The following is a 21311-nucleotide window of genomic DNA, read 5'->3' as shown; positions in this document are numbered from 1 at the left end:
TCCACTAGGAGACCAAAGCTGACCGAATCTGAGGTTTTCAAAGTATCATTTCATGACCAAATTGTGGTCGTTTTCGCAGAAAGCCACTAAAAAGCCATGAACTTCAGGCCAATCCGATCACAATCTCCTATTCTTCTGGTTGGCGGCGGGGACTGCCCGCCCGAAATGCTGACCCCGCTGCTCGACCGCTGCCCGGTGCGCGTGGCCGCGGACGGTGGCGCGGCGGCGCTGCTCGCGGCGGGGATTGTCCCCGATGCGGTGATCGGCGATCTCGATTCCCTGTCTCTGGCCGACCGCGGCCGCATTCCGTCCGAACGGATCCACCGCATCACCGAACAGGACAGCACGGATTTCGACAAGTGCCTGCGCAACCTCGACGCCCCGCTGATCCATGCCGCCGGCTTTCTGGGGGCGCGACTCGACCACCAGCTTGCAGCGATGACCGTGCTGGCGCGGCGCCCGGACCGGCCCTGCCTGCTGATCGGGCGCGAGGATGTCGCGGCGCTCTGCCCGCCCGAGCTGGCGCTCGATCTGCCGGTCGGCAGCCGCGTGTCGCTCTACCCGATGGCCGAGGTCGGCGGCAGCAGCCGCGGCTTGCGCTGGCCGATCGACGGGCTGCGCTTCACCCCCGACCGGATCACGGGCACCTCGAACGAGTCCGACGCGCCGCGGGTCGAGCTGCGTCTCGACGCTCCGAAGATGTTGATCATTCTGCCGGTGCAGGCCCGGGCGTCGCTGGAGCGGGCGCTTCTCGAAGCGCCCTCGCGATGGCCCGCTCGCGCATAAGGATATAGAGGCCTGAGGCGACCGTGACGCAGATGCCCACCGTCGCCAGCCCGTTCGGCAGATCGCCAAAGACCGCGAAGCCGATGATCGTGGCAAAGGGGATCTCGAGGTATTGCATGGGCGCCAGCGTCGCGCCCGGTGCGAAGCGCAGCGACCATGTCATCAGAAGATGCGCCAGCGTGCCCAGCAGCCCGATCGCCACGATCAGCCCCCAGACGGGCGGACTGGGCAGGCTCAGATCGAGCGCCGGGATCAGCCCGCCCGGCACCAGCAGCAGCACCGGCGTCATCAGTGCCACCGCGATCACCCCAGAGAGCGCCTGCAGCGAGATCGCGTCAATCTCGCGCGCGATCTGCCGGGTGACCAGCATGAAGAGCGAGAAGTTCAGCGCCACGCCCAGCGGCAGCAGCGCCGGCCAACCGACCTCGGCAAAGGCGGGCTGAACCACCAGCAGCGTGCCGATGAACCCGACCCCGCAGGCCGCCATCCGTCGCCAGCCCACCTCTTCGCCCAGAACATAGTGGCCGAGCAGCAGCATGAAGAAGGGCATGACAAAGGCGATGGCCACCGCGTCCGCCAGCGGCAGGTAGCGCAGCGCTGCGAACATCATGCCGATGCCCAGCATGTGCATGAGCGTGCGCAATACCGTCAGCCAGAGCAGCCTGCCCCGCAGACGCCAGACGCCGCGCGTCGCGACCACCAGGGGAATCAGCACCAGCGCCTGGATGGCAAAACGCAGCAGCAACAACTGACCGATGGAAACCTTGCCGCCGAGCAACTTGGCGGTCGCGTCCCCCATGGGTGCGACGATGCAGAAACCCAGCATCAACAGCACACCGAGGAGAGGACGATCACCAGCCATGCGGGTGAGCCTAGCCGCGCACTCTCGCCGCCACAAGATATTCCCACCTCCGCATGCGAAGCTCCGCTCACGCCGCGCCACGGCCACGCGACCACGGTGAGCTGCAACAATTTTCCCGACCTAGATCCGCTGATGCCAGCGCGTCCGGCGCGGCCCGGCCGCACCAGCGCAACGACCCTTTGCCACTGTGGCCAAGAGCCGGGTTGCGTGTGCATGCTCCTTGGCCTACATAGCGCCCGTTCAACACAGCCGGAATGCCTGAGACGCCCCATGGAAAACGTGATCCTTATCGTGCACCTCCTCCTCGCGCTCGCGCTGATCGGCGTCGTGCTGCTCCAGCGCTCCGAAGGCGGCGGTCTCGGGATGGGCGGCGGCGGCGGAGCCATGAGCCAGCGCGCAGCTGCCACCGCGCTCGGCAAGATCACCTGGGGCCTGGCAATCGCCTTCATCATCACTTCGATCTCCCTGACGGTGATCGCGGCGAGCGATGCCAGCGGCGTCTCGGTCATGGACCGGCTCTCCGGCTCTGCTCCGGCCACCGAAACCGACGGCTCGGCACCGGCTCCGCTGGACACCGACGGGCTCCTGCCCCCGCCGTCGGGCGGAAATGACGCAGGCGCCGATGCGCCGATGGTTCCGAGCGCCGACTAAGAACTGCTCGACTAACAACAGCTTGAGGGCCGCCTGTCAGCCGCAACAGCATCTTGCGGTTGGCTAGACAGTGCGGCCCGAATCCTTTATACGTGGACTCCCGTGATGCTGCGGTCTTCGGACCGTGGGTGTCCTCCTTTTTTGACGCAAATCACGGGGTCGCGCTGCCAATGGCACGTTTCATCTTCATCACCGGCGGTGTCGTTTCTTCTCTGGGCAAGGGTCTTGCCTCGGCGGCACTCGGTTCGCTGCTTCAGGCGCGGGGCTTCTCAGTCCGTCTGCGCAAGCTCGATCCGTATCTGAACGTCGATCCGGGCACCATGAGCCCCTTCGAACACGGCGAGGTCTTCGTCACCGACGACGGCGCCGAGACCGATCTCGATCTCGGCCACTACGAGCGCTTCACCGGTGTTCCGGCGCGCAAGACCGATTCCATCTCTTCGGGCCGCATCTACACCAACGTGCTGGAAAAGGAGCGCCGCGGCGACTACCTCGGCAAGACCATTCAGGTCATTCCGCACGTCACCAACGAGATCAAGGATTTCATCTCGATCGGCGAGGATGAGGTCGACTTCATGCTCTGCGAGATCGGCGGCACGGTCGGCGATATCGAGGGCCTGCCCTTCTTCGAAGCGATCCGCCAATTCAGCCAGGACAAGCCGCGCGGGCAATGCGTCTTCATGCACCTGACGCTCCTGCCCTATATCAAGGCTTCGGGCGAGCTGAAGACCAAGCCGACGCAGCACTCGGTCAAAGAGCTGCGCTCGATCGGTCTCGCACCCGACATCCTCGTCTGCCGCTCCGAGGGCCCGATCCCGCAGAAGGAACGCGAGAAGCTCGCGCTCTTCTGCAACGTGCGCCCCGACAGCGTGATTGCCGCGCAGGACCTGCCGTCGATCTACGACGCGCCGCTGGCCTACCACCGCGAAGGGCTCGACCAGGCCGTGCTCGATGCCTTCGGCATCACCCCGGCGCCGCGCCCCAACCTCGAGAAGTGGGAAGACGTCTCGGAACGCATCCACAACCCCGAGGGCGAGGTGAACGTTGCCATCGTCGGCAAGTACACCCAGCTCGAGGACGCCTATAAGTCGATCGCCGAGGCGCTGACCCATGGCGGCATGGCGAACCGGGTGAAGGTCAACGTGAGCTGGGTCGACGCCGAGCTCTTCGAGCGCGAGGACGCCGCCCCCTACCTCGAGGGCTACGACGCGATCCTCGTGCCCGGCGGCTTCGGCGAGCGTGGTACCGAGGGCAAGATCAAGGCCGCCCAGTTCGCCCGCGAGCACAAGGTGCCCTACCTCGGCATCTGCCTCGGCATGCAGATGGCGGTCATCGAGGCGGCACGCAACGTCGCGGGCGTGGCCAAGGCGGGCTCGGAAGAGTTCGACCACGAGGCCGGCGAGAAGCGCTTCGAGCCGGTGGTCTACCACCTGAAGGAATGGGTGCAGGGCAATCAGCGGGTCAACCGCTCGGTGGCCGACGACAAGGGTGGCACCATGCGCCTTGGCGCCTATGACGCAGTGCTGACCGAAGGCTCGAAAGTCGCCGAGGTCTATGGCACCACCGCCATCGACGAGCGTCACCGCCACCGCTACGAGGTCGACATCAAGTACCGCGAAGCGCTGGAAAAGGGCGGGCTCTGCTTCTCCGGCATGTCGCCCGACGGCCGGCTGCCCGAGATCGTCGAATGGCCGGATCACCCGTGGTTCATCGGCGTGCAGTTCCACCCGGAACTGAAGTCGAAGCCCTTCGATCCGCACCCCCTCTTCAAGGATTTCGTCCGCGCGGCGAAAGAGGTTTCACGCCTGGTCTGAGCCATCGCAGCTTCAAAACAAACAACACCCCCGCGCATGCCCGGGGGGGTGTTGTTCTTTAAGGCCAGAGGTGCGACGCGCTCATCTCTCGACTGTCGACTGCCATCCGGTATCCCACGGCAGGCTGCGCATGATCCTGCACTCGAGCGCGAAGACGCGCTGGCGCAGCTTCAGCGCCGGGCGCTCGATCCCCACCCAGGACAGATGCGCAACCAGCATCGACAGCGGCAGCGAGATCAGGGTGATCCAGTACCATTCGCGCATCCCAGGCAGCAGGTGAGCGATCAGCTGCTGGATGATGAAGTGGTAGAGGAAGATGCCGTAGCTCAGGTCGGCGCTCTTCAGCACCCAAAGGCGCGGCAGGTTCATCAACCCCAGACCGACCGTGACATAGGCGATCGCAGCGAGACCGAGGTACTGCCCCAGCCCGCTGATGCTGAAGGAGATGACGGCAACCGCCGCGGCGGCGGCCACGACGTAGCCGTGGATATGCACCTTGTCCCGGTACGCATAGAGGCAAATGCCGCAAAGAAACGCGATCACCAGCGCCCGGCCGGTCACCGGCCCGACCCAGGGGTCGAACTGCCAGCCCGTCCGCAGGCCCATCTTCATCACCGAGAAGGCGGTAAAGGTGAACAGCCCCAGCAACAGCACCCGCCGATCCCTGCGCCCTCCCACGAGAGCGATGACGGCAAGTCCGATGTAGCAGATCAGCTCGTAGGGCACCGTCCAGAGCTGGCCATTCGCCATGCCCGGCTCGGGGTTTCCCTCGAAAGTCCCCGGCAGGTAGAGCGACGCATTGCTGACGTGGCCGGTGACGTTGAACAGGTAGCGGAAGAATCCTTCGCTGGTGAAGTAGTCCGCCCAATGCAGGCTGGTGACCATCGGCCCGATCAGCAGCGCCGAGATGGTCACTTCGACCGCCAGCGCCGGGTAGATGCGGATGAACCGCAACCCCATGAAACTCAGCAGGGTCCTGCATCGATAGAGGCTGCCTGCCACCAGAAAGCCCGACAGGGTGAAGAACATCGGCAGCACGGTCATCGCCAGGCCGTCTATGGGGAAATGTGCCCAGACCGCATTCATGTAAATCTTGTGCCCGTAGGCAATCTGCACGCTGTGAATTACCAGTACGAGGACCGACAGGATGAGACGCATGTAGTCAAATCCACTTGGGCGCCCCCGGGCTGCCTCCATAAAATCGTTGATGGTCACTGTATCACTCCCTTGCGCACGCCTGGCTGCAGTCTGGAGTCGCCCCTGGACGCTCGGCGGGGTATGCACGAAAAAGACGAAATATCACTTTCAATAATGACAAGCATGCTCGCTCAGCTTGAGCCATTCAGCAAGCATGAAGTGCGCCGGACCACGACTTGGCACGTTGAAGTTGTCAACGGTATGCACGGCTCGCGCATACGCCTGAGCATTGCCCGATTTTCGGTCACGTCCTGACGTCGGCACGGACGACCGCGCCGACGCTCGACTTCATCGCCCGCAGCAGCTATCTGCGCCCTGTCCGCAGGCGACCCGCGGACCCCGCAGGGGCGCACGCCCGCACCACCCGTCTTCGATCGTCCAGCAGCCGAGGCCGCGATGCTGTCCTACCAACACGCCTTTCACGCCGGAAACCTTGCCGACCTGCAAAAGCACGCGCTGATGGCCGAGCTGCTGGCCTACATGACGAAGAAGGACAAGCCGCTCACCTACATCGAGACCCACGCCGGGCGCGGGCTCTATGACCTGACCTCCGCCGAGGCGGTGAAGACCGGCGAAGCGGCGCAGGGAATCGAGGCCCATCAGGCCATCTTCCGCGCCGACCACCCCTACCTGCGCGCACTCGCCGAGGTGCGCCGCGAGCACGGCCCCAGCGCCTATCCCGGCTCCCCGATGATCGCCGCGAAGCTGTTGCGCCCGCAGGACAGGATCCACCTCGCCGAGTTGCACCCGCAAGAGCACCAGGCGCTGACCCGCGCGCTACGCGCACCAAACATTTCGATCCATCGGCAGGACGGATACGACCTCGTGCAGAGCCTCTGCCCGCCCGATCCGCGCCGCGGTGCGCTGCTGGTCGATCCGCCCTACGAGCTGAAGCAGGACTACGTCGAGCTGCCGAAGTTCTTCCGCCAGATCGCCAAGAAATGGAACGTCGGCGTGCTGGCGCTGTGGTACCCGATCCTCAGCTCCGCTGCGCATGTGCCCATGCTCGCCGCGCTGACCGAAGATTTCCCGGACGCGCTCTGCCACGAAATTCGCTTTCCGCCGGTGCGCGAGGGCCATCGGATGATCGGCTCGGGCATGTTCATCGTGAACCCGCCGTGGGGCCTCTCCGAGGCCGCGGCGGACCTGTCGCATCGGCTGCGCAATGCCGGTGCGCTCGGCTGACCGGTTTCGACCATTGCCCACGGGCCTCAGCTGACGCAAAGTAAGTTTGTTGACAGTTCGGAGAACGGGACCGAGATGACACGGCCACCCCTTCCGTGCGCGATGGCGTGCGGACAAGATCGCTTATGCCTCGCGGGCTGAAGTTCTGGATGGCAGCGCCGGAGGCAACCCCTCTGGAGCCCTGCGACGTGCCGCTCGCGCTGGGGGCGCTGCTGCTGCGCGCCGCCGCCGAGGCACAGGAGCAGCGGCCGCTCCTCGGGGTCTCGCTCGTCGACGCGGTGCTTGCGCGGCGCCATGAGCTGACCCGCCGCGAAGCCGCCGAGATGCGGCTCTCGTGCCAGGCGGTCGCCGCCGCCGCCCCAGACACCGCCTGCTTTGCCGCCATGCTGGCCCGCGCCGTGGGTTATCGCGACCGGCTGGCGCTGGCGCATTGCCTCTGCGAGGTGATGGCCAGCGGCGAGACCGCCCCCGAGGACGTCGCGACCGCGCTTTGGCTCTCGGAGCATCTGCTCTTCGTCGCGCCCCGCGACCTGTCCCGCAGTCGCGCCGGTTGATCCGGGCCGCCCGCCGGGGGCGCTGCCCCCGCCCGCTGACGCGGACTCCCCCGGGATATTTGGTCCATGTGGAAGCTCGCCTGAAAGACCGGGACCGCGGACACGGCTTCGTGCGGCGCGCCTGTGTGTCAGCCGTTGGCGAGCGCCGCGGCAGGGTCTATATCTTTTGCATGTTTGCAGATTTCCTGAAGCGGCTGGTCGATCCCGGCCCCGAGCCCCTGCCCGACGCCGATGCGCGGCTGGCGCTCTGCGCTCTGCTCGTGCGTGTGGCCCGGGCCGATGAAACCTACGACCAGTCCGAACAGGACCGGATCGACCGCATTGCCGCCACGCGCTACGGGCTCTCGCCCTTCGAGGCGAGCAAGCTGCGCCGCGAGGCCGAGGCACTGGAGGCCGAGGCGCCCGACACGGTACGCTTTACCCGCGCGATCAAGGATGCCGTCGCCTACGAGGACCGCATCGCGGTGATCGAGGCGCTCTGGCAGGTCGCCCTGGCGGACGGCGAGCGCGACGACGAGGAAGATGCGCTGCTGCGGCTCGTTTCGAACCTGCTTGGCATCAACGACAGGGATTCGGCGCTGGCGCGGCAGCGGGTCGAAGCGGCGGGATAAGCCAGCGGCCCGACGGCTGATTTCCGGGCAGTTGCCGATTTACGCCGCGCAACCCCGCGGGCAGGCACCGTTTTCGACATGGACAACCGGCCCGTTTTCCGCCCATTCTCGCCGCCAATATCAGCAACTGCGCAAGAAGGTTTGGCTTGACCGAGACAGCCCAAGCTCCAGTCATCGAGATCCGCGATCTGCACAAGGCCTACGGCGAGCTCGAAGTGCTCAAGGGGGTCAGCATCACCGCGAAGCGCGGCGACGTGGTCTCGCTGATCGGCTCGTCGGGCTCCGGCAAGTCGACGCTGCTGCGCTGCTGCAACCTGCTCGAGGACAGCCAGCAGGGCGAGATCCTGTTCAAGGGCGAGCCGGTGCAATGGCACGGCAGCGGCCATTCGCGCCGTCCCGCCGATGCAAAGCAGGTGCTGCGCATCCGCACCAACCTTTCCATGGTCTTCCAGCAATTCAACCTCTGGGCCCACATGACCATCCTGCAGAACGTGATGGAGGCGCCACTCACCGTGCTCGGCCGCCCGCGCGACGAGGTCGAGGCCGCTGCCCGGCGCTACCTCGACAAGGTCGGTATCGGCGACAAGGCCGACGCCTGGCCGGCGCAACTGTCGGGAGGCCAGCAGCAGCGCGCGGCGATCGCGCGCGGCCTGTGCATGGAGCCCGAGGCGCTGCTCTTCGACGAGCCGACCTCGGCACTCGACCCCGAGCTTGAGCAGGAGGTGGTCAAGGTGATCAAGGATCTGGCCGCAGAGGGCCGGACGATGATCATCGTCACCCATGACATGAAGATGGCCCATGACGTGAGCGATCACGTGGTGTTCCTGCACCAGGGGCGCATCGAGGAAGAAGGCGCACCGGCCGAGCTGTTCGGCGCGCCAAAGTCGGAACGGCTGCAGGGCTTCCTGCGGTCGACCAGCCACGTCTGACGGGCGGCAGAGACCACCCCGGACACGTACCTAACCAGGGAGCAAGTTACATGAAATCCATCCTTCTCGGCACCGCCGCGCTGGCCATGACCGCCACTGTGGCGCTGGCCCAGGACACCGTGCGCATGGGCACCGAGGGCGCCTACCCTCCGTACAACTTCATCAATGACGCAGGTGAGGTGGACGGCTTCGAGCGCGAGCTCGGCGACGAGCTCTGCAAGCGCGCGGAAGTGACCTGCGAGTGGGTGACCAACGACTGGGATTCGATCATCCCCAACCTCGTGTCGGGCAACTACGACACGATCATGGCTGGCATGTCGATCACCCCCGAGCGTGAAGAGGTCATCGGCTTCACCCAGAACTACACCCAGCCCGATCCCTCCTCCTACCTGGTGCTCTCGGGCAACGAGGGCATCGACCTCGGCGGCGCGGTGATCGCCGCGCAGACCGGCACCATCCAGGCGGCCTTCGTCGCCGAATCCGGCGCCACGCTGGTCGAATACGCCACCCCCGACGAAACCGTCGCCGCCGTGCGCAACGGCGAGGCCGACGCGGTTCTGGCCGACAAGAGCTACCTCGCGCCGGTCGCCGACGAGAGCGACGACGTGATGCTGCTCGAGCAGGACGAGATGATCGGCGGCGGAGTCGGCATGGGCCTGCGCCAGAGCGACACCGAGCTGAAGGAAAAGTTCGACGCGGCCATCCAGTCGATGAAAGACGACGGCTCGCTCAACGAGCTGCTGGTGAAATGGGAAATCGGCGCTCCGTTCTGAGCGCTGCAACGGCAGGGGGCCCGCGCGGCCCCCTCGCCAACGGCTGATACGACATGTTCTCCTGGTGTACCGACCCTAACGCGATCGACGGCCTGGCATGGCTGAGCTGCTACCTGACCACGGGCAAGCACCTGTCGATCTATGTGTCGGTCGGCACCGTGCTGCTGCTGCTGGCGATCACCGCGCCCGTCGCCCTGGCCTTCGGCTTCGGCGGCGCCATGGCGGCGCGCTCGCATTTCCCGCCGCTGTCCTGGGCGGGCCGGGCCTATATCGCCATCGTGCGCGGCGTGCCCGACATCGCCTTCTTCCTGTTCTTCGTGATCGCCCTCGACCAGTTCTTCGAGTGGATACGGCACGAGGTGAAATGCCCCGACTGGGATCAGCCGATCCGTCAGGGCAATGATTTCGTGGTCTGCGCCGAGGCCAAGCTGCCGCTCTCGACCGCCGCCCAATGGGTGCACGAGACCTACGGCTTCTCGCTCGCGGTGCTGACCTTCTCCATCGTCTTCGGCGCCTTTGCCGCCAACGTGCTCTTCGGCGCGATGCGCGCCGTGCCCCATGCGCAGCTCGAGACCGCAGAGGCCTACGGCATGACCCGCCGCCAGACCTTCTGGCGCATCCTCGTGCCGCAGATGTGGGTCTATGCGCTGCCCGGCCTGTCGAACCTGTGGATGGTGCTGATCAAGGCCACGCCGCTGCTTTTCCTGCTGGGCGTCGAGGACATCGTCTACTGGGCGCGCGAACTCGGCGGCTCGAAGACCGCGAAGTTCACCGACTACCCGCACCCCGACTGGCGCGTTTGGTACTTCCTGGCGCTGCTGGTCTTCTACCTCGCCTTCACCCGCGTGTCGGAAATCGTGCTCGATCGGATCATGAAGCGGCTCACCCACGGGCAGGCCACCATGGGCGGCGAAGCGCAGAGGAAGGCGTCATGAGCTGCTGGGAAACCATCGCGGACTACGGTCTGCGCTCGATCGGCATCGGCGAGCGGCTGCTGCCGCGCGACAATTTCACCCTGTGCCAGCAGGTCACGCTGATCGGCTCGGGGATGCTGTGGAACATCTACTTCGGCATCGTTGCGCTGGTGACCGGCTTCTTCCTCGCCACGGCGCTGGCGGTGGGCAAGGCATCGAAGATTACCCCCGTCCGCAAGCTGGCGGAGTGGGTGATCTTCGTCTTCCGCGGCTCGCCGCTGTTCATCCAGTTCTTCTTCGCCTACTTCCTGTTCCTCAGCCTCAAGGGGGTCTCTTCGGCCTTCGATCCGCTGACCTCGGCCTGGCTCGGCGCGGCGCTGGTGCTGTTCCTCAACACCGCCGCCTATACCGGCGAGATTTTCTACGGCGCGCTGCTGTCGGTGCCCAAGGGCGATGTCGAGGCAGCGGATGCCTATGGCTTCTCGGGCTGGCCCCGGTTCAAGAAGATCGTCTGGCCGACCATGCTGCGGCTGGCCTGGCCCGCCTATACCAACGAGGCGATCTTCCTCTTCCACGCCACGACGCTGGTGTTCTTCTCCGGCTTCCCGGCCTGGCAGCAGCGGGGCGACGCGCTCTATTACGCCAATTATTTCGCCGACAAGACCTTCAACCCCTTCGTGCCCTACCCCATTCTCGCGGGCTATTTCATCCTGCTGACGCTCTGCGTGGTGGGCCTCTTCGGGCTGATCAACAAGCGGCTGAACCGGCACCTGCCGAAGGAGCGCCGCCAGAAGATGCGGATGCGCCCCCGGCTGCTGATGCGCTGAGGCGGTCCGCGACGACAGAGACCCGAAAGCCGGACGCCGCGCGCGCCCGGCTTTTTTGTGCCCGCAGCAACAGCCGCCCGACCCCGCGCTTGCGAAACGTCGCCCAGCCTTTCATCTTTCCGAAAATACTCGCTTTCCGCCCCCCTGCCCCCGCTTGCCAGCCTGCATTCGAGTCGCTACGCTGAATTTGATCAAATTCTTGGACAGAAAATGACTGACCCGAAAACCTGGCTCCGCAAGAACCCCCAGGTCCGCACCATCCGTGTGGCCGCATGCGACCTCAACGGACAGCCGCGCGGCAAGCGCGTTCCTTCCCGCTTTGCCCACAAGGTCGTCGAGGATGGCACCCGCTTCCCCTTCTCGGCGCTGAACCTCGACATCTGGGGTGAGGACATCGACGACAGCCCGCTGGTCTTTGAATCCGGCGACCGCGACGGCGTGTTGAAACCTACCGAGCGCGGCTTCGTGCCGATGCCCTGGCTCGAGGCGCCGACCGCACTCTTGCCGATCTGGATGTTCCACGAGGGCGGCAAGCCCTACGAAGGCGACCCGCGCCACGCGCTGGCGCAGGTGGTCAACCGCTACAAGCGGCACGGGCTGACGCCGGTGGTTGCGCTGGAAATGGAATTCTTCCTGATCGACGACAGCACCCGCAAGCTGCAGGTGCCTGTCTCGCCCCGCTCGGGCAAGCGCCGCAAGGCCGCCGAGGTGCTGTCGATCCGCGCCCTCGACACCTTCGACATCTTCTTCACCGACCTCTACGACGCCTGCGAGGACATGGATATCCCCGCCGATACCGCCATCTCCGAGGCGGGTCTCGGGCAGTTCGAGATCAACATGATGCACCAGGACGACGCGCTGCGCGCGGCGGATGACGCCTGGCTGTTCAAGATGCTGCTCAAGGGGCTGGCGCGCCGCCACGGCTTCGCCGCCTCCTTCATGGCGAAGCCCTACGAGGATTACGCCGGCTCGGGGATGCACATGCATTTCTCGGTGCTCGACGAAGAGGGCAACAACATCTTCGACGACGGCGGGCCGAAGGGCACCGAGGTGCTGCGCCACGCCATCGGCGGCTGCGTCAACGCGATGCACGACAGCACGCTGATCTTCGCGCCGCACCTCAATTCCTACGAGCGGCTGATCCCCGAGAACCATGCCCCCTGCGGGATCTCCTGGGCTTACGAGAACCGCACCGCGGCGATCCGCGTGCCCTCGGGCAGCCCGGCGGCGCGCCGGATCGAGCACCGCGTGGCGGGCGGCGACGTGAACCCCTACCTGCTGATGGCCACCATCCTTGGCGCGGCGCTCAACGGCATCGAGGACGAGATCGAGCCGCCCGAGCCGATCACCGGCAATGCCTACGCGCAGGACCTGCCGCTGATCCCGACCGACTGGGAATCGGCCATGGACGCCTTCGAGGCGAGCGACATCATGCCCCGCATCCTGCCGCAGGAACTGATCCGCAACCTGCTGCTGACCAAGCGCCAGGAGCAGCTCTACATGACCGAGCTGTCGCCGCTGGAACAGGTCGAAATCTACCTAGATACGGTCTGAGCACGGCCTTGCCGCGCCTTTGCGGCAAGACTACCTTCGGGCCAGACAAAGCAACGTGTGATCCATGAAAATCGGCATCCTGCAGACCGGCCTCGTCCCCGCGGAACTCGCGGCCGAGACCGGTGAATACCCCGCCTTCTTCGCCCGCCTTCTCGACGGCTACGGCTTCGAGTTCGAAAGCTGGTCGGTGGTGAACGGCGACTTCCCCGAAGGCCCCGAGGCGGCGGACGGCTGGCTCATCACCGGCTCGCGCCACGGCGCCTACGAGGACCACGCCTGGATTCCGCCGCTCGAGCAGCTGATCCGCGACATCTACGCGCAGGGCCGCCCGCTGATCGGCGTGTGCTTCGGCCACCAGATCATCGCGCAGGCGCTTGGCGGCAGGGTCGAGAAGCACCCCGGCGGCTGGGTGGTCGGACCGACCACCTATCGCTTCAAGGACGGGCAGCAGAAGGTGATCAACGCCTGGCATCAGGACCAGGTCACCGAGCTGCCGCAAGGGGCCGAGGTCGTGGCCAGCTCGGACTTCTGCGACTATGCTGCCCTGCTCTATCCGGGCCACGCCTATACGGTGCAGCCGCACCCCGAATTCAACGACGATTTCACCCGCGCCCTGATCGAGACACGGGGCCCCGGTGTGGTGCCGCAGGAGCGGCTCGACGCCGCCGGCAAGGCGCTCGGCACCCCGCTCGACCAGCGCGCCGTCGCCGATCAATTCGCGCATTTCTTCAAGCAAAAGGCTCTCGCATGACCGAGGACTGGACAGGCCAGCTTCCGCAACCCGCCACCGCCTATCTCGAAGGGCGGCGGCTCGACGAGGTCGAATGCGTGATCGCCGACCTGCCCGGCATTGCCCGCGGCAAGGCGGTTCCCGCCTCGAAATTCGCCCGGCAGGACTATTTCCACCTGCCCGAGTCGATCTTCTACCAGACGATCACCGGCGACTGGGGTGAGGCCGCGGACGAAAACGTCGGCTTCATCGAGCGCGACATGATCCTGCGCCCGGACATGAGCACGGCCACCGCCGCGCCTTGGACCGCCGATTGGACGCTGCAGGTGATCCACGACGCCTTCGACCGCAAGGGCGAGCCCGTCCCCGCCGCGCCGCGTAACGTGCTGAAACGCGTGGTCGAGCTTTACCGCAAGCAGGGCTGGGAGCCCGTGGTGGCCCCCGAGATGGAATTCTTCCTGGTGGCGCGCAACGTCGATCCCGCCAAGGACATCAAGCCGATGATGGGCCGCTCAGGCCGACCCGCCGCGGCGCGCCAGGCCTATTCGATGACCGCGGTCGACGAGTTCGGCCCGGTGATCGACGACATCTACGACTTCGCCGAGGCGCAGGGCTTCGAGATCGACGGCATCACCCAGGAAGGCGGCGCAGGCCAGCTGGAGATCAACCTTCAGCACGGCGACCCGGTGAAGCTCGCCGACGAGATCTTCTACTTCAAGCGGCTGATCCGCGAGGCGGCATTGCGCCACGACTGCTTTGCCACCTTCATGGCCAAGCCGATCGCCGACGAGCCCGGCTCGGCGATGCACATCCACCACTCGGTGATGGACATCGAGACCGGCCGCAACATTTTCTCCGGTCCCGCCGGGGGCGAGACCGATGCCTTCTTCCACTTCATCGGCGGGCTGCAGACCTACCTGCCCGCGGCCATCGCGGTGCTGGCACCCTACGTCAACAGCTACCGCCGCTACGTGCGCGACAGCGCCGCGCCGATCAACCTCGAATGGGGCCGCGACAACCGCACCACCGGCATTCGCATTCCGATCTCCGGCCCCTCTGCGCGCCGGGTCGAGAACCGCCTCGCCGGGATGGACTGCAACCCCTACCTCGGCATCGCCGCCTCGCTGGCCTGCGGCTATCTCGGTCTGATGGAGGAGCTGCGGCCGTCGAAGCAGTTTCGCGGCGACGCCTACGAGGGCGAGGGCGACATCCCGCGCGTGCTGGGCCAGGCGCTCGACCTCTTCGACGAGGCGACCAAGCTTCACGAGGTGCTGGGCCCGGAGTTTGCCCGCGTCTACTCGATCGTGAAGCGCACCGAGTACGAGGAATTCCTCGCGGTGATTTCGCCCTGGGAACGCGAGCACCTGCTGCTCAACGTCTGAGCGGACCCGGCCGCGGCAGGTTTCGGGGGCTCTGCTCCCGGACCCCCGGGATACTTGTGTCTAGACGAATGAAGGAGGGGGCGCGATGGACCTGCTGTTCTCGAACGATCGGCGCGGCGAGTACCCGCAGAGCTGGTACGCGGCGACAGCCGAGCTGCTGCCGCCCTTTCCCAAGCTCGAAGGCGAGGCGCGGGCCGATGTCTGCATCATCGGCGGCGGCTACACCGGCCTCTCGGCGGCGCTGCACCTCGCCGAGGCGGGGCTGGACGTGGCGCTGCTGGAGGCACACCGGGTCGGTTTCGGTGCCTCGGGGCGCAACGGCGGGCAGCTCGGGTCGGGCCAGCGACAGGACCAGCTCAGCCTCGAGAAGATGGTCGGCGAGGCAAATGCGCGGGTGCTCTGGGACCTTGGCGAAGAGGCCAAGGACCTGTGCCGCACTCTGATCGCAAAGCACGGCATCGACTGCTACCTGCGCGACGGCGTCGCCTGGTGCGGCTCGAGCAAGGGCGACGTGGAGCACCTGCATCACTACGCCGAGCACATGGGCGAAAACTACGGCTACGAAATCGAACGCATGGACCGCGAGGCCTTCCATGCGCTCTGCCCCTCCCCCGACTACAGCGGCGGCGTGCTCGACATGGGCGCGGCGCATCTGCACCCGCTGCGTTTCGCGCTGGGGCTGGCAAAGGCCGCTGCCGGTGCCGGGGCGCGGATCTACGAGACCAGCCACGTGGAAAGCGTCGAACAGGGCCGCGAGGTGCTGGTCCACACCGGCGGCGGCACACTGCGCGCCAAACACGTGATCTATGCCTGCAACGGCTATCTCGGCGGCCTGGAACCGAAAGTCGCGGCAAAGGTCATGCCGATCAACAACTTCGTCGTTGCCACGGAGCCGCTCGGCGAGCGGACCCGCGAAGTGCTGACCCGCGACGTGGCGGTGGCCGATTCCAAGTTCGTGGTGAATTACTTCCGTCTCAGCCACGACGGGCGGCTGCTGTTCGGCGGCGGCGAGAGCTACGGCTACCGATTCCCGAGCGACATCAGGGCGCTGGTGCGCAAGCCGATGCTGGAGATCTTCCCGCAGCTCGAGGACGTGCGGCTCGACTACGCCTGGGGCGGCACGCTGGCGATCACCATGAAGCGCCTGCCGCTGCTGGCGCGGCTTGCGCCGAACGTGCTCACCGCATCGGGCTACTCCGGCCACGGGGTCGGCACCGCCGTGCACGCGGGCCGTCTGCTGGCCGAAGCCGTGCGCGGACAGTCGTCGGGGTTCGACGCCATGGCGGCGCTGCCCGTGCCCGGGTTCCCGGGCGGCGCGGCTCTGCGCTCGCCTCTGCTGGTGCTGGCGATGAGTTGGTACGCGCTGCGCGACCGCCTCGGTCTCTGAGAGAGAATCCGCTCACGATCGGTGGATGCTCCCTGCCGGGAGCATTTTCACTTGGGCGACACATTTCTCGTGTTTAAGATTTATCAAAGAAATAATTTGGATTTTGCAATATGAGCAGCCTTCCGAACATGCACGATGCGGAGCCCATTCCCGAGGAAGCCCGCGCCGAGATCGACCGCCTGCTGCTGTCGGGCGACCTCTTCCGCTACACCGCGCCCGAGGATGCGCCCGTCGCGCTGCTGGAACGCGAGTTCGCCGCGCTGCTGGGCTCCAAATACGCTCTGGCGGTATCGAGCTGCTCGGCCGCGCTGTTTCTGTCGCTGAAGGCGCTGGACCTGCCGCGTGGCGCGAAGGTGCTGATCCCCGGCTTCACCTTCGCCGCGGTGCCCTCGTCGATCGTGCATGCCGATTGTGTGCCGGTGCTCTGCGAGGTGGGCGAGAACTACCGCATCGACCTGAAGGACTTCGAGGCGAAGCTGGGCGGAGTGGACGCGGTGATCATCAGCCATATGCGCGGCCATACCTCGGACATGGACGCGATCCTCGACCTCTGCGACGCCCGCGGCCTGCCGGTGATCGAGGACGCCGCGCATTCACTGGGCACCAGATGGTCCGGGCGCAACATCGGCACACTGGGCCGGGTCGGCTGCTTCTCGTTCCAGAGCTACAAGCTGGTCAACGCCGGCGAGGGCGGCATCCTGATCACCGATGACGCCGAGCTGGTGGCCCGGGCGGTGATCCTCTCGGGGGCCTACGAGCACAACTGGCGCAAGCACATGGCACCGGGCGACAATTCCCCCGAGCTGGAAGAGGCCTTTGCCCGCTGGCAGAACCGCCTGCCGCTCTACAACCTGCGCCTGTCGAACCTCGCCGCCGCGGTGATCCGGCCGCAGCTGGCGCATGTCGAACGCCGGGTGCGCGACGGACGCCGCAACCACGACCACGTGGCGGCGATCCTCAGACGCTCGCCCTGGATCGAGGTGCCGGACAGGCTCCCGCCCGAGGAGCGCGCGCCGGATTCGCTGCAGTTCAACCTGACCGGAATGGACGATGCCGAGATGCGCGCCTTCATCGAGACGGCGGCCGAGGGCGGGGTCAAGGTGCAGCTTTTCGGCCTGTCCACCGACAACGCCCGCGCCTTCTGGAACTGGCAGTTCCTCGAGGATATCCCCGAGCTGCCGGGCACCCGCGCCATGCTCGAACGCGCCTGCGACACCCGGCTGCCGGCCCGGTTGACCCTTGAGGAGTGCGAGGCGGTGGCCGACGTATTGGCGCACGCGGCAGACAGCGTGATGGGGCCGCAGCGCGCTTACGGCACCTGAGGCGTCTTGGATTTGGCTGGCGGGCGGCGGCGCAGACGCGCCAGAAGCCGCCCGTCGGTCACCACCAGCCCCGCCGCGATGATGCCGAGACCAAGATAGACCCCGGCCGGCAGTTGCTCGCCGAGGAAGATGCGCCCGAAGACGATGGCGAAGGGCGGGATCAGCAGCGTCACCAGCATGAGGTTCGCAGCGCCCGCGCGGGCAAGGATCGCGAAGTAGAGGATGAAGGCCAGTGCGGTCGCCAGAAGCGACAGGCCGAGCAGCGCCGCCCAGACCCGTGCCGAATGGTGCAGACCCGGCAGCCCCTCCTGCCAGATCACCAGCGGCAGCATGATCGCCGCGCTGCCTGCCAGCATCCCGAAGGCATTGAGCAGCGGCGGCTGGCCTGAGAGCCGCAACTTCGCCCAGACGCTGGCCAGCGAATAGCTCAGTGCCGCCAGCAGCACTGCCCCCTGCCCCAGATTGCGCGGATCGAGGGTGGTCAGCCGATCCGGACCGATCACCACCGCGACCCCGGCCAGCCCGAGCGCCGCGCCCACCAGCTTGGACCAGCTCAGCCGTTCGTCGCGCAGCAGCAAGCCCGCCACCACCGCGCCAAGCACCCCGGTCGAGGCGTTGAGGATTGCCGCCAGACCGCTCTCGATATGGGTCTGGCCCCAGAAGATCAGCGTGAAGGGCAGTGCATTGTTGAGCGCGCCCATCACCAGATATGCGCCCCAGAGCCGCGGCGAAAGCGGCACCCGCACCCCGCGCAGCCGCAGCACCAACCAGAGCGCGAGCGCCGCGATCACCACCCGGTGCAGCGTCACCTGCATGGGGCTGAGTTCGGTCAGGGCGATCTCGGCAAACAGAAAGGTGCTGCCCCAGAGCGCGGCGAGCACGAGCAGCAACAGGCCCGAGAGGCGATCTATTCGGAGGGTGGGTGCGTGATCCATGCAGACCCTTTGCACGACGCGGCGGGCGAGGGAAATCCGGATCCTGCGCAAAACCGGCAAAGGACCGATGCGCACGCGCAGCCCTTTGCCCAAAAGCAAACCGGGCCCCGAAGGGCCCGCCGCATCACTTGTCCATTTTGGAGAGCTTCTGCTGCAACTCCGCGAGCTGCTTCTTTATGGCGGCGAGGTCTTCCTCGCTTTCGGCGTCGCTGTCGTCCTTGCCCGGGCCGGACCAGTTCGCGCCCATGTTGCCCATGTTGCCCGCCATCGCCTTGAGGAAGGCTTCCTGCTGTGCCTGCATCGCCTCGAGCCCCGGGATCTTCGGCATCATGGGGTTCATCTGGTTCATGCTGTCCGCCCATTTGCTCTGGCTGTCGCGGAACACTTCGAAGCTGGCGGCGAGGAACTGCGGAACCACCGATGTCGCCTGCGTGGTGTAGCTGCGCACCAGGTCGGTCAGCACGTTGATCGGCAGCACGCTCTCGCCGCGACTCTCGTGCTCGGCGACGATCTGCAACAGGTACTGACGTGTCAGATCGTCACCCGACTTCAGATCGACGATCTGCACGTCGCGCCCGTCCCGGATGAAGCCCGAGATATCCTCGAGCGTCACGTAGTCACTGGTCTCGGTATTGTAGAGCCGCCTGCTCGCGTAGCGTTTGATGAGCAGCGGTTTTTCCTTGTCAGCCACGATGGACCCTCCCTCCACGCAGAGTTGAGAAAAAGCCTATGCGAGTGCAGAAAAAAAGAAAAGCATCAGTTTCACCGGGACTTGCCGGACACGCGGTCGCAATTTGCTGCGCCGCGGCCCGAAAAATGCTGCAACATGCTGCGCAGCATCACTCCTGTGGCGCCGCAGCGAAGATGCGGTCGACGAACTCCTGCGTGCCACGGCAGAACTCCAGCGGCAGCGGATAGTCGGCTTCGCCCTTCACCGTGGCGTTGAACGCCTCGACCTGCAGCACGTAGTGATTCTCCGCCGGCCAGCGCCAGACCCGCGTCTCGAGGCCCGGTCCGTGCAGGTGCAGCTCGGCCTGCCCGAAGACCTGCACGTTGAAGGGCACCGGCAGCCGCATCACCGCCTTGGTGCCGTGCAGCACGATCTCCTGCCAAGGCGCAGCGCGGGTGGAAACCCGACCGGTGTAGATGAACCCCGGGAAGCGCGCCATGACGTGCGCGGAGGCGTCGACACCGTTCTGCCAATCGATCTCGGCGGCGAGGATCTCGCCCGGTTCCTGGCCGGTGATCAGCCGGATCGAGCCGAAGGCATAAACCCCCACATCCCGCAGGGCACCGCCGCCAACATCCGCCTGATTGCGGATGTTGCCCAGGTCGTCATTGTAGAAGCTGTGGGTGCTGTCGACCCGAACCAGATCGCCGATCTCTCCGGCCTGCAACAGCTCACGCGCCTTGGCGAACTGCGGGTGATGCGCCACCATCCAGGCCTCTGCCACCAGCTTGCCGGTGGATTGCCGGACGGCGATCAGATCGTCGATCTCCTCGGCCTTCATCGCGATGGGCTTTTCGCACAGCACGTGCTTGCCGGCCTCGGCGGCCTTGCGGGTCCACTCGGCATGCAGGCTATTGGGCAGCGGAATGTAGATCGCGTCGATCTCCGGGTCGGCGAGCAGTGCATCGTAGCTTTCGTGCACCCTCAGGCCGGGGGCAAAGGCGGCAAAGGGCGCGACCTTTGCCGGCGTCGAGGTCGCGATAGCGGCCAGTGCACCGCCCCGCGCCGCGTGAATTGCCGGCCCCATGTGGTTCTTCGCAAAATTGGCGGCGCCCAGAATGCCCCATCTGACGTGATCTGCCATGATCTCTTCCCTATCCAAGTCGAGCCGGATGGTAGCGCCCTGACGGGCCCCCGCAAGCGAAACGCCCGCCGCAAAGCGACGGGCGTTTGAAATGGGCGCGGTGGGAGCGATCAGGCGTCCGAGAGCATTCCCTGCTCCATCGCCAGTTCGCGCATGCGCTTCTGCAGCTTCTCGAAGGCGCGCACCTCGATCTGCCGGATACGCTCGCGGCTGACGTCGTAAATGCCCGACAGTTCCTCGAGCGTCACCGCCTGCTCGGCGAGGCGGCGCTGGGTGAGAATGTCCTTCTCGCGATCATTGAGCACGTCCATGGCCTCGGCCAGGAGCGCGCGCCGCGCGTCCATCTCGTCGCGCTCGGCGTAGTCGGCGGCCTGATCGGCGTCCTCGTCCTCGAGCCAGTCCTGCCATTGCATCGTGCCTTCGCCCTCGGAGCCGACGGTGGCATTGAGCGAGGCATCGCCGCCCGACAGGCGCCGGTTCATCGAGATCACCTCGGTCTCGGACACGCCAAGGTCGGTGGCGATTTTCTCGACGTGCTCGGGGCGAAGGTCGCCCTCTTCCAGCGCGCCGATACGGTTCTTGGCCTTGCGCAGGTTGAAGAAGAGCTTCTTCTGCGCCGAGGTGGTGCCGAGCTTCACCAGGCTCCAGGACCGCAGGATGTATTCCTGGATCGAGGCGCGGATCCACCACATCGCATATGTGGCGAGGCGGAAGCCCTTCTCCGGATCGAAGCGTTTGACCGCCTGCATCAGGCCGACGTTCGCCTCCGAGATCACCTCGGCCTGCGGCAGGCCGTAGCCACGGTAGCCCATGGCGATCTTGGCGGCGAGGCGCAGGTGGCTGGTGACCATCTTGTGGGCCGACTCGGCGTCCTGTTCCTCGACCCAGCGCTTGGCCAGCATGTATTCTTCTTCAGGCTCCAGAAGCGGGAACTTCCGGATTTCCTGCAGGTAACGGCTGAGGCCGGCTTCCGGCGACGGTGCCGGCAGATTCGCGTAGTTGCTCACGTGCCCCTTCCTCCAATGTTATGAGGGTTAACATCCAATATGGGTGGGCCCTCGATGGATTACAAGAATCCCTTACG

The 21311-nt window shown here is 66.0% G+C and carries 21 protein-coding genes; 15 read left to right on the top strand and 6 right to left on the bottom strand.

The features are described 5' to 3' along the window. Nucleotides 1-96: 96 nt before the first annotated feature. Nucleotides 97-786, top strand: a complete 690-nt coding sequence (locus BM397_RS11310; protein WP_092423960.1) for a thiamine diphosphokinase — start codon at nucleotides 97-99, stop codon at nucleotides 784-786. On the opposite strand, the gene BM397_RS11305 is transcribed toward BM397_RS11310, so the two are convergent. Beyond that, a complete protein-coding gene (locus tag BM397_RS11305) occupies nucleotides 707-1648 on the bottom strand; it encodes a DMT family transporter (protein WP_176806601.1) in 942 nt (313 codons plus the stop codon). The genes BM397_RS11310 and BM397_RS11305 overlap by 80 nt on opposite strands. Nucleotides 1649-1918: 270 nt before the next feature. Between BM397_RS11305 and secG the strand changes: the two genes are divergently transcribed. Both secG and pyrG read left to right on the top strand, forming a co-directional pair. After that, nucleotides 1919-2299 carry a preprotein translocase subunit SecG gene (gene secG, locus BM397_RS11300; RefSeq protein ID WP_092423956.1) on the top strand — a complete coding sequence of 127 codons (381 nt, stop codon included), beginning with the start codon at nucleotides 1919-1921 and terminating at the stop codon, nucleotides 2297-2299. A 170-nt stretch (nucleotides 2300-2469) separates the two neighbouring features. Beyond that, nucleotides 2470-4113 carry a CTP synthase gene (gene pyrG, locus BM397_RS11295; RefSeq protein WP_092423954.1) on the top strand — a complete coding sequence of 548 codons (1644 nt, stop codon included), beginning with the start codon at nucleotides 2470-2472 and terminating at the stop codon, nucleotides 4111-4113. 81 nt (nucleotides 4114-4194) lie between these two features. Here pyrG and BM397_RS11290 read toward each other — a convergent pair whose 3' ends face one another. After that, nucleotides 4195-5271, bottom strand: a complete 1077-nt coding sequence (locus tag BM397_RS11290; RefSeq protein ID WP_176806599.1) for an acyltransferase family protein — start codon at nucleotides 5269-5271, stop codon at nucleotides 4195-4197. Between the two features lie 435 nt (nucleotides 5272-5706). Here BM397_RS11290 and BM397_RS11285 point away from each other — a divergent pair, with 435 nt between their 5' ends. The 12 genes from BM397_RS11285 (at nucleotide 5707) to BM397_RS11230 (ending at nucleotide 17478) form a co-directional block, all read left to right on the top strand. Then, nucleotides 5707-6495 (top strand): 23S rRNA (adenine(2030)-N(6))-methyltransferase RlmJ, encoded by a 789-nt coding sequence (locus BM397_RS11285; protein ID WP_092423950.1) that lies wholly within the window; start codon nucleotides 5707-5709, stop codon nucleotides 6493-6495. A 149-nt stretch (nucleotides 6496-6644) separates the two neighbouring features. After that, nucleotides 6645-7049 (top strand): tellurite resistance TerB family protein, encoded by a 405-nt coding sequence (locus tag BM397_RS11280; RefSeq protein ID WP_245696048.1) that lies wholly within the window; start codon nucleotides 6645-6647, stop codon nucleotides 7047-7049. Between the two features lie 170 nt (nucleotides 7050-7219). After that, complete coding sequence (locus tag BM397_RS11275; RefSeq protein WP_092423946.1) at nucleotides 7220-7660, top strand: tellurite resistance TerB family protein; 441 nt, start codon at nucleotides 7220-7222, stop codon at nucleotides 7658-7660. Nucleotides 7661-7806: 146 nt separating this feature from the next. Continuing rightward, nucleotides 7807-8589, top strand: coding sequence for an ABC transporter ATP-binding protein (locus BM397_RS11270; protein ID WP_092423944.1), 783 nt, complete (start codon nucleotides 7807-7809; stop codon nucleotides 8587-8589). A 50-nt stretch (nucleotides 8590-8639) separates the two neighbouring features. Beyond that, nucleotides 8640-9362 carry a transporter substrate-binding domain-containing protein gene (locus BM397_RS11265; protein WP_092423942.1) on the top strand — a complete coding sequence of 241 codons (723 nt, stop codon included), beginning with the start codon at nucleotides 8640-8642 and terminating at the stop codon, nucleotides 9360-9362. A gap of 53 nt (nucleotides 9363-9415) precedes the next feature. Next, nucleotides 9416-10297, top strand: a complete 882-nt coding sequence (locus tag BM397_RS11260; protein WP_092423940.1) for an ABC transporter permease — start codon at nucleotides 9416-9418, stop codon at nucleotides 10295-10297. After that, a complete protein-coding gene (locus BM397_RS11255; RefSeq protein WP_092423938.1) occupies nucleotides 10294-11103 on the top strand; it encodes an ABC transporter permease in 810 nt (269 codons plus the stop codon). Before BM397_RS11260 ends, BM397_RS11255 begins: the two co-directional genes overlap by 4 nt. A 210-nt stretch (nucleotides 11104-11313) precedes the next feature. Then, nucleotides 11314-12657 carry a glutamine synthetase family protein gene (locus BM397_RS11250; RefSeq protein WP_092423936.1) on the top strand — a complete coding sequence of 448 codons (1344 nt, stop codon included), beginning with the start codon at nucleotides 11314-11316 and terminating at the stop codon, nucleotides 12655-12657. 64 nt (nucleotides 12658-12721) lie between these two features. Beyond that, nucleotides 12722-13408 carry a type 1 glutamine amidotransferase gene (locus tag BM397_RS11245; protein WP_092423934.1) on the top strand — a complete coding sequence of 229 codons (687 nt, stop codon included), beginning with the start codon at nucleotides 12722-12724 and terminating at the stop codon, nucleotides 13406-13408. Continuing rightward, nucleotides 13405-14769, top strand: coding sequence for a glutamine synthetase family protein (locus BM397_RS11240; RefSeq protein ID WP_092423932.1), 1365 nt, complete (start codon nucleotides 13405-13407; stop codon nucleotides 14767-14769). Before BM397_RS11245 ends, BM397_RS11240 begins: the two co-directional genes overlap by 4 nt. 85 nt (nucleotides 14770-14854) lie before the next feature. Further along, the gene (locus BM397_RS11235; RefSeq protein ID WP_092423930.1) at nucleotides 14855-16156 is read left to right on the top strand and encodes an NAD(P)/FAD-dependent oxidoreductase; all 1302 of its coding nucleotides are present in this window, start codon (nucleotides 14855-14857) and stop codon (nucleotides 16154-16156) included. Between the two features lie 110 nt (nucleotides 16157-16266). After that, a complete protein-coding gene (locus BM397_RS11230; RefSeq protein ID WP_092423928.1) occupies nucleotides 16267-17478 on the top strand; it encodes a DegT/DnrJ/EryC1/StrS family aminotransferase in 1212 nt (403 codons plus the stop codon). Here the strand turns inward: BM397_RS11230 and BM397_RS11225 are convergent. The 4 genes from BM397_RS11225 to rpoH all read right to left on the bottom strand — a co-directional run bounded on the left by BM397_RS11225 (nucleotide 17466) and on the right by rpoH (nucleotide 21234). Beyond that, nucleotides 17466-18413 (bottom strand): DMT family transporter, encoded by a 948-nt coding sequence (locus BM397_RS11225; RefSeq protein ID WP_092423926.1) that lies wholly within the window; start codon nucleotides 18411-18413, stop codon nucleotides 17466-17468. The two genes, BM397_RS11230 and BM397_RS11225, sit on opposite strands and share 13 nt — an antisense overlap. Before the next feature lie 124 nt (nucleotides 18414-18537). After that, nucleotides 18538-19104: a polyhydroxyalkanoate synthesis repressor PhaR gene (gene phaR, locus BM397_RS11220; protein WP_092423924.1), complete on the bottom strand. Its 567-nt coding sequence runs from the start codon at nucleotides 19102-19104 to the stop codon at nucleotides 18538-18540. A gap of 148 nt (nucleotides 19105-19252) precedes the next feature. Next, nucleotides 19253-20227 (bottom strand): Gfo/Idh/MocA family protein, encoded by a 975-nt coding sequence (locus BM397_RS11215; protein ID WP_092423922.1) that lies wholly within the window; start codon nucleotides 20225-20227, stop codon nucleotides 19253-19255. Between the two features lie 110 nt (nucleotides 20228-20337). Next, complete coding sequence (gene rpoH, locus BM397_RS11210; protein ID WP_092423920.1) at nucleotides 20338-21234, bottom strand: RNA polymerase sigma factor RpoH; 897 nt, start codon at nucleotides 21232-21234, stop codon at nucleotides 20338-20340. Nucleotides 21235-21311 lie beyond the last annotated feature (77 nt).

Origin of the sequence: Alloyangia pacifica (genome assembly GCF_900116195.1) — a bacterium.
GTDB classification, from domain to species: Bacteria; Pseudomonadota; Alphaproteobacteria; order Rhodobacterales; family Rhodobacteraceae; genus Salipiger; species Salipiger pacificus.
This window is presented reverse-complemented; position numbering and strand designations above follow the sequence as displayed.

Excerpts from the sequence above, each read along its gene's own strand:
- BM397_RS11225 (WP_092423926.1), bottom strand. The coding sequence starts at position 18,413 with ATGGATCACGCACCCACCCTCCGAATAGATCGCCTCTCGGGCCTGTTG.
- pyrG (WP_092423954.1), top strand. The coding sequence starts at position 2,470 with ATGGCACGTTTCATCTTCATCACCGGCGGTGTCGTTTCTTCTCTGGGC.
- BM397_RS11235 (WP_092423930.1), top strand. The coding sequence starts at position 14,855 with ATGGACCTGCTGTTCTCGAACGATCGGCGCGGCGAGTACCCGCAGAGC.
- BM397_RS11305 (WP_176806601.1), bottom strand. The coding sequence starts at position 1,648 with ATGGCTGGTGATCGTCCTCTCCTCGGTGTGCTGTTGATGCTGGGTTTC.
- BM397_RS11255 (WP_092423938.1), top strand. The coding sequence starts at position 10,294 with ATGAGCTGCTGGGAAACCATCGCGGACTACGGTCTGCGCTCGATCGGC.
- BM397_RS11310 (WP_092423960.1), top strand. The coding sequence starts at position 97 with ATGAACTTCAGGCCAATCCGATCACAATCTCCTATTCTTCTGGTTGGC.
- BM397_RS11265 (WP_092423942.1), top strand. The coding sequence starts at position 8,640 with ATGAAATCCATCCTTCTCGGCACCGCCGCGCTGGCCATGACCGCCACT.
- BM397_RS11245 (WP_092423934.1), top strand. The coding sequence starts at position 12,722 with ATGAAAATCGGCATCCTGCAGACCGGCCTCGTCCCCGCGGAACTCGCG.
- BM397_RS11275 (WP_092423946.1), top strand. The coding sequence starts at position 7,220 with ATGTTTGCAGATTTCCTGAAGCGGCTGGTCGATCCCGGCCCCGAGCCC.
- BM397_RS11240 (WP_092423932.1), top strand. The coding sequence starts at position 13,405 with ATGACCGAGGACTGGACAGGCCAGCTTCCGCAACCCGCCACCGCCTAT.
- secG (WP_092423956.1), top strand. The coding sequence starts at position 1,919 with ATGGAAAACGTGATCCTTATCGTGCACCTCCTCCTCGCGCTCGCGCTG.
- BM397_RS11280 (WP_245696048.1), top strand. The coding sequence starts at position 6,645 with ATGGCAGCGCCGGAGGCAACCCCTCTGGAGCCCTGCGACGTGCCGCTC.
- BM397_RS11285 (WP_092423950.1), top strand. The coding sequence starts at position 5,707 with ATGCTGTCCTACCAACACGCCTTTCACGCCGGAAACCTTGCCGACCTG.
- BM397_RS11230 (WP_092423928.1), top strand. The coding sequence starts at position 16,267 with ATGAGCAGCCTTCCGAACATGCACGATGCGGAGCCCATTCCCGAGGAA.
- BM397_RS11260 (WP_092423940.1), top strand. The coding sequence starts at position 9,416 with ATGTTCTCCTGGTGTACCGACCCTAACGCGATCGACGGCCTGGCATGG.
- BM397_RS11250 (WP_092423936.1), top strand. The coding sequence starts at position 11,314 with ATGACTGACCCGAAAACCTGGCTCCGCAAGAACCCCCAGGTCCGCACC.
- BM397_RS11215 (WP_092423922.1), bottom strand. The coding sequence starts at position 20,227 with ATGGCAGATCACGTCAGATGGGGCATTCTGGGCGCCGCCAATTTTGCG.
- BM397_RS11290 (WP_176806599.1), bottom strand. The coding sequence starts at position 5,271 with ATGCGTCTCATCCTGTCGGTCCTCGTACTGGTAATTCACAGCGTGCAG.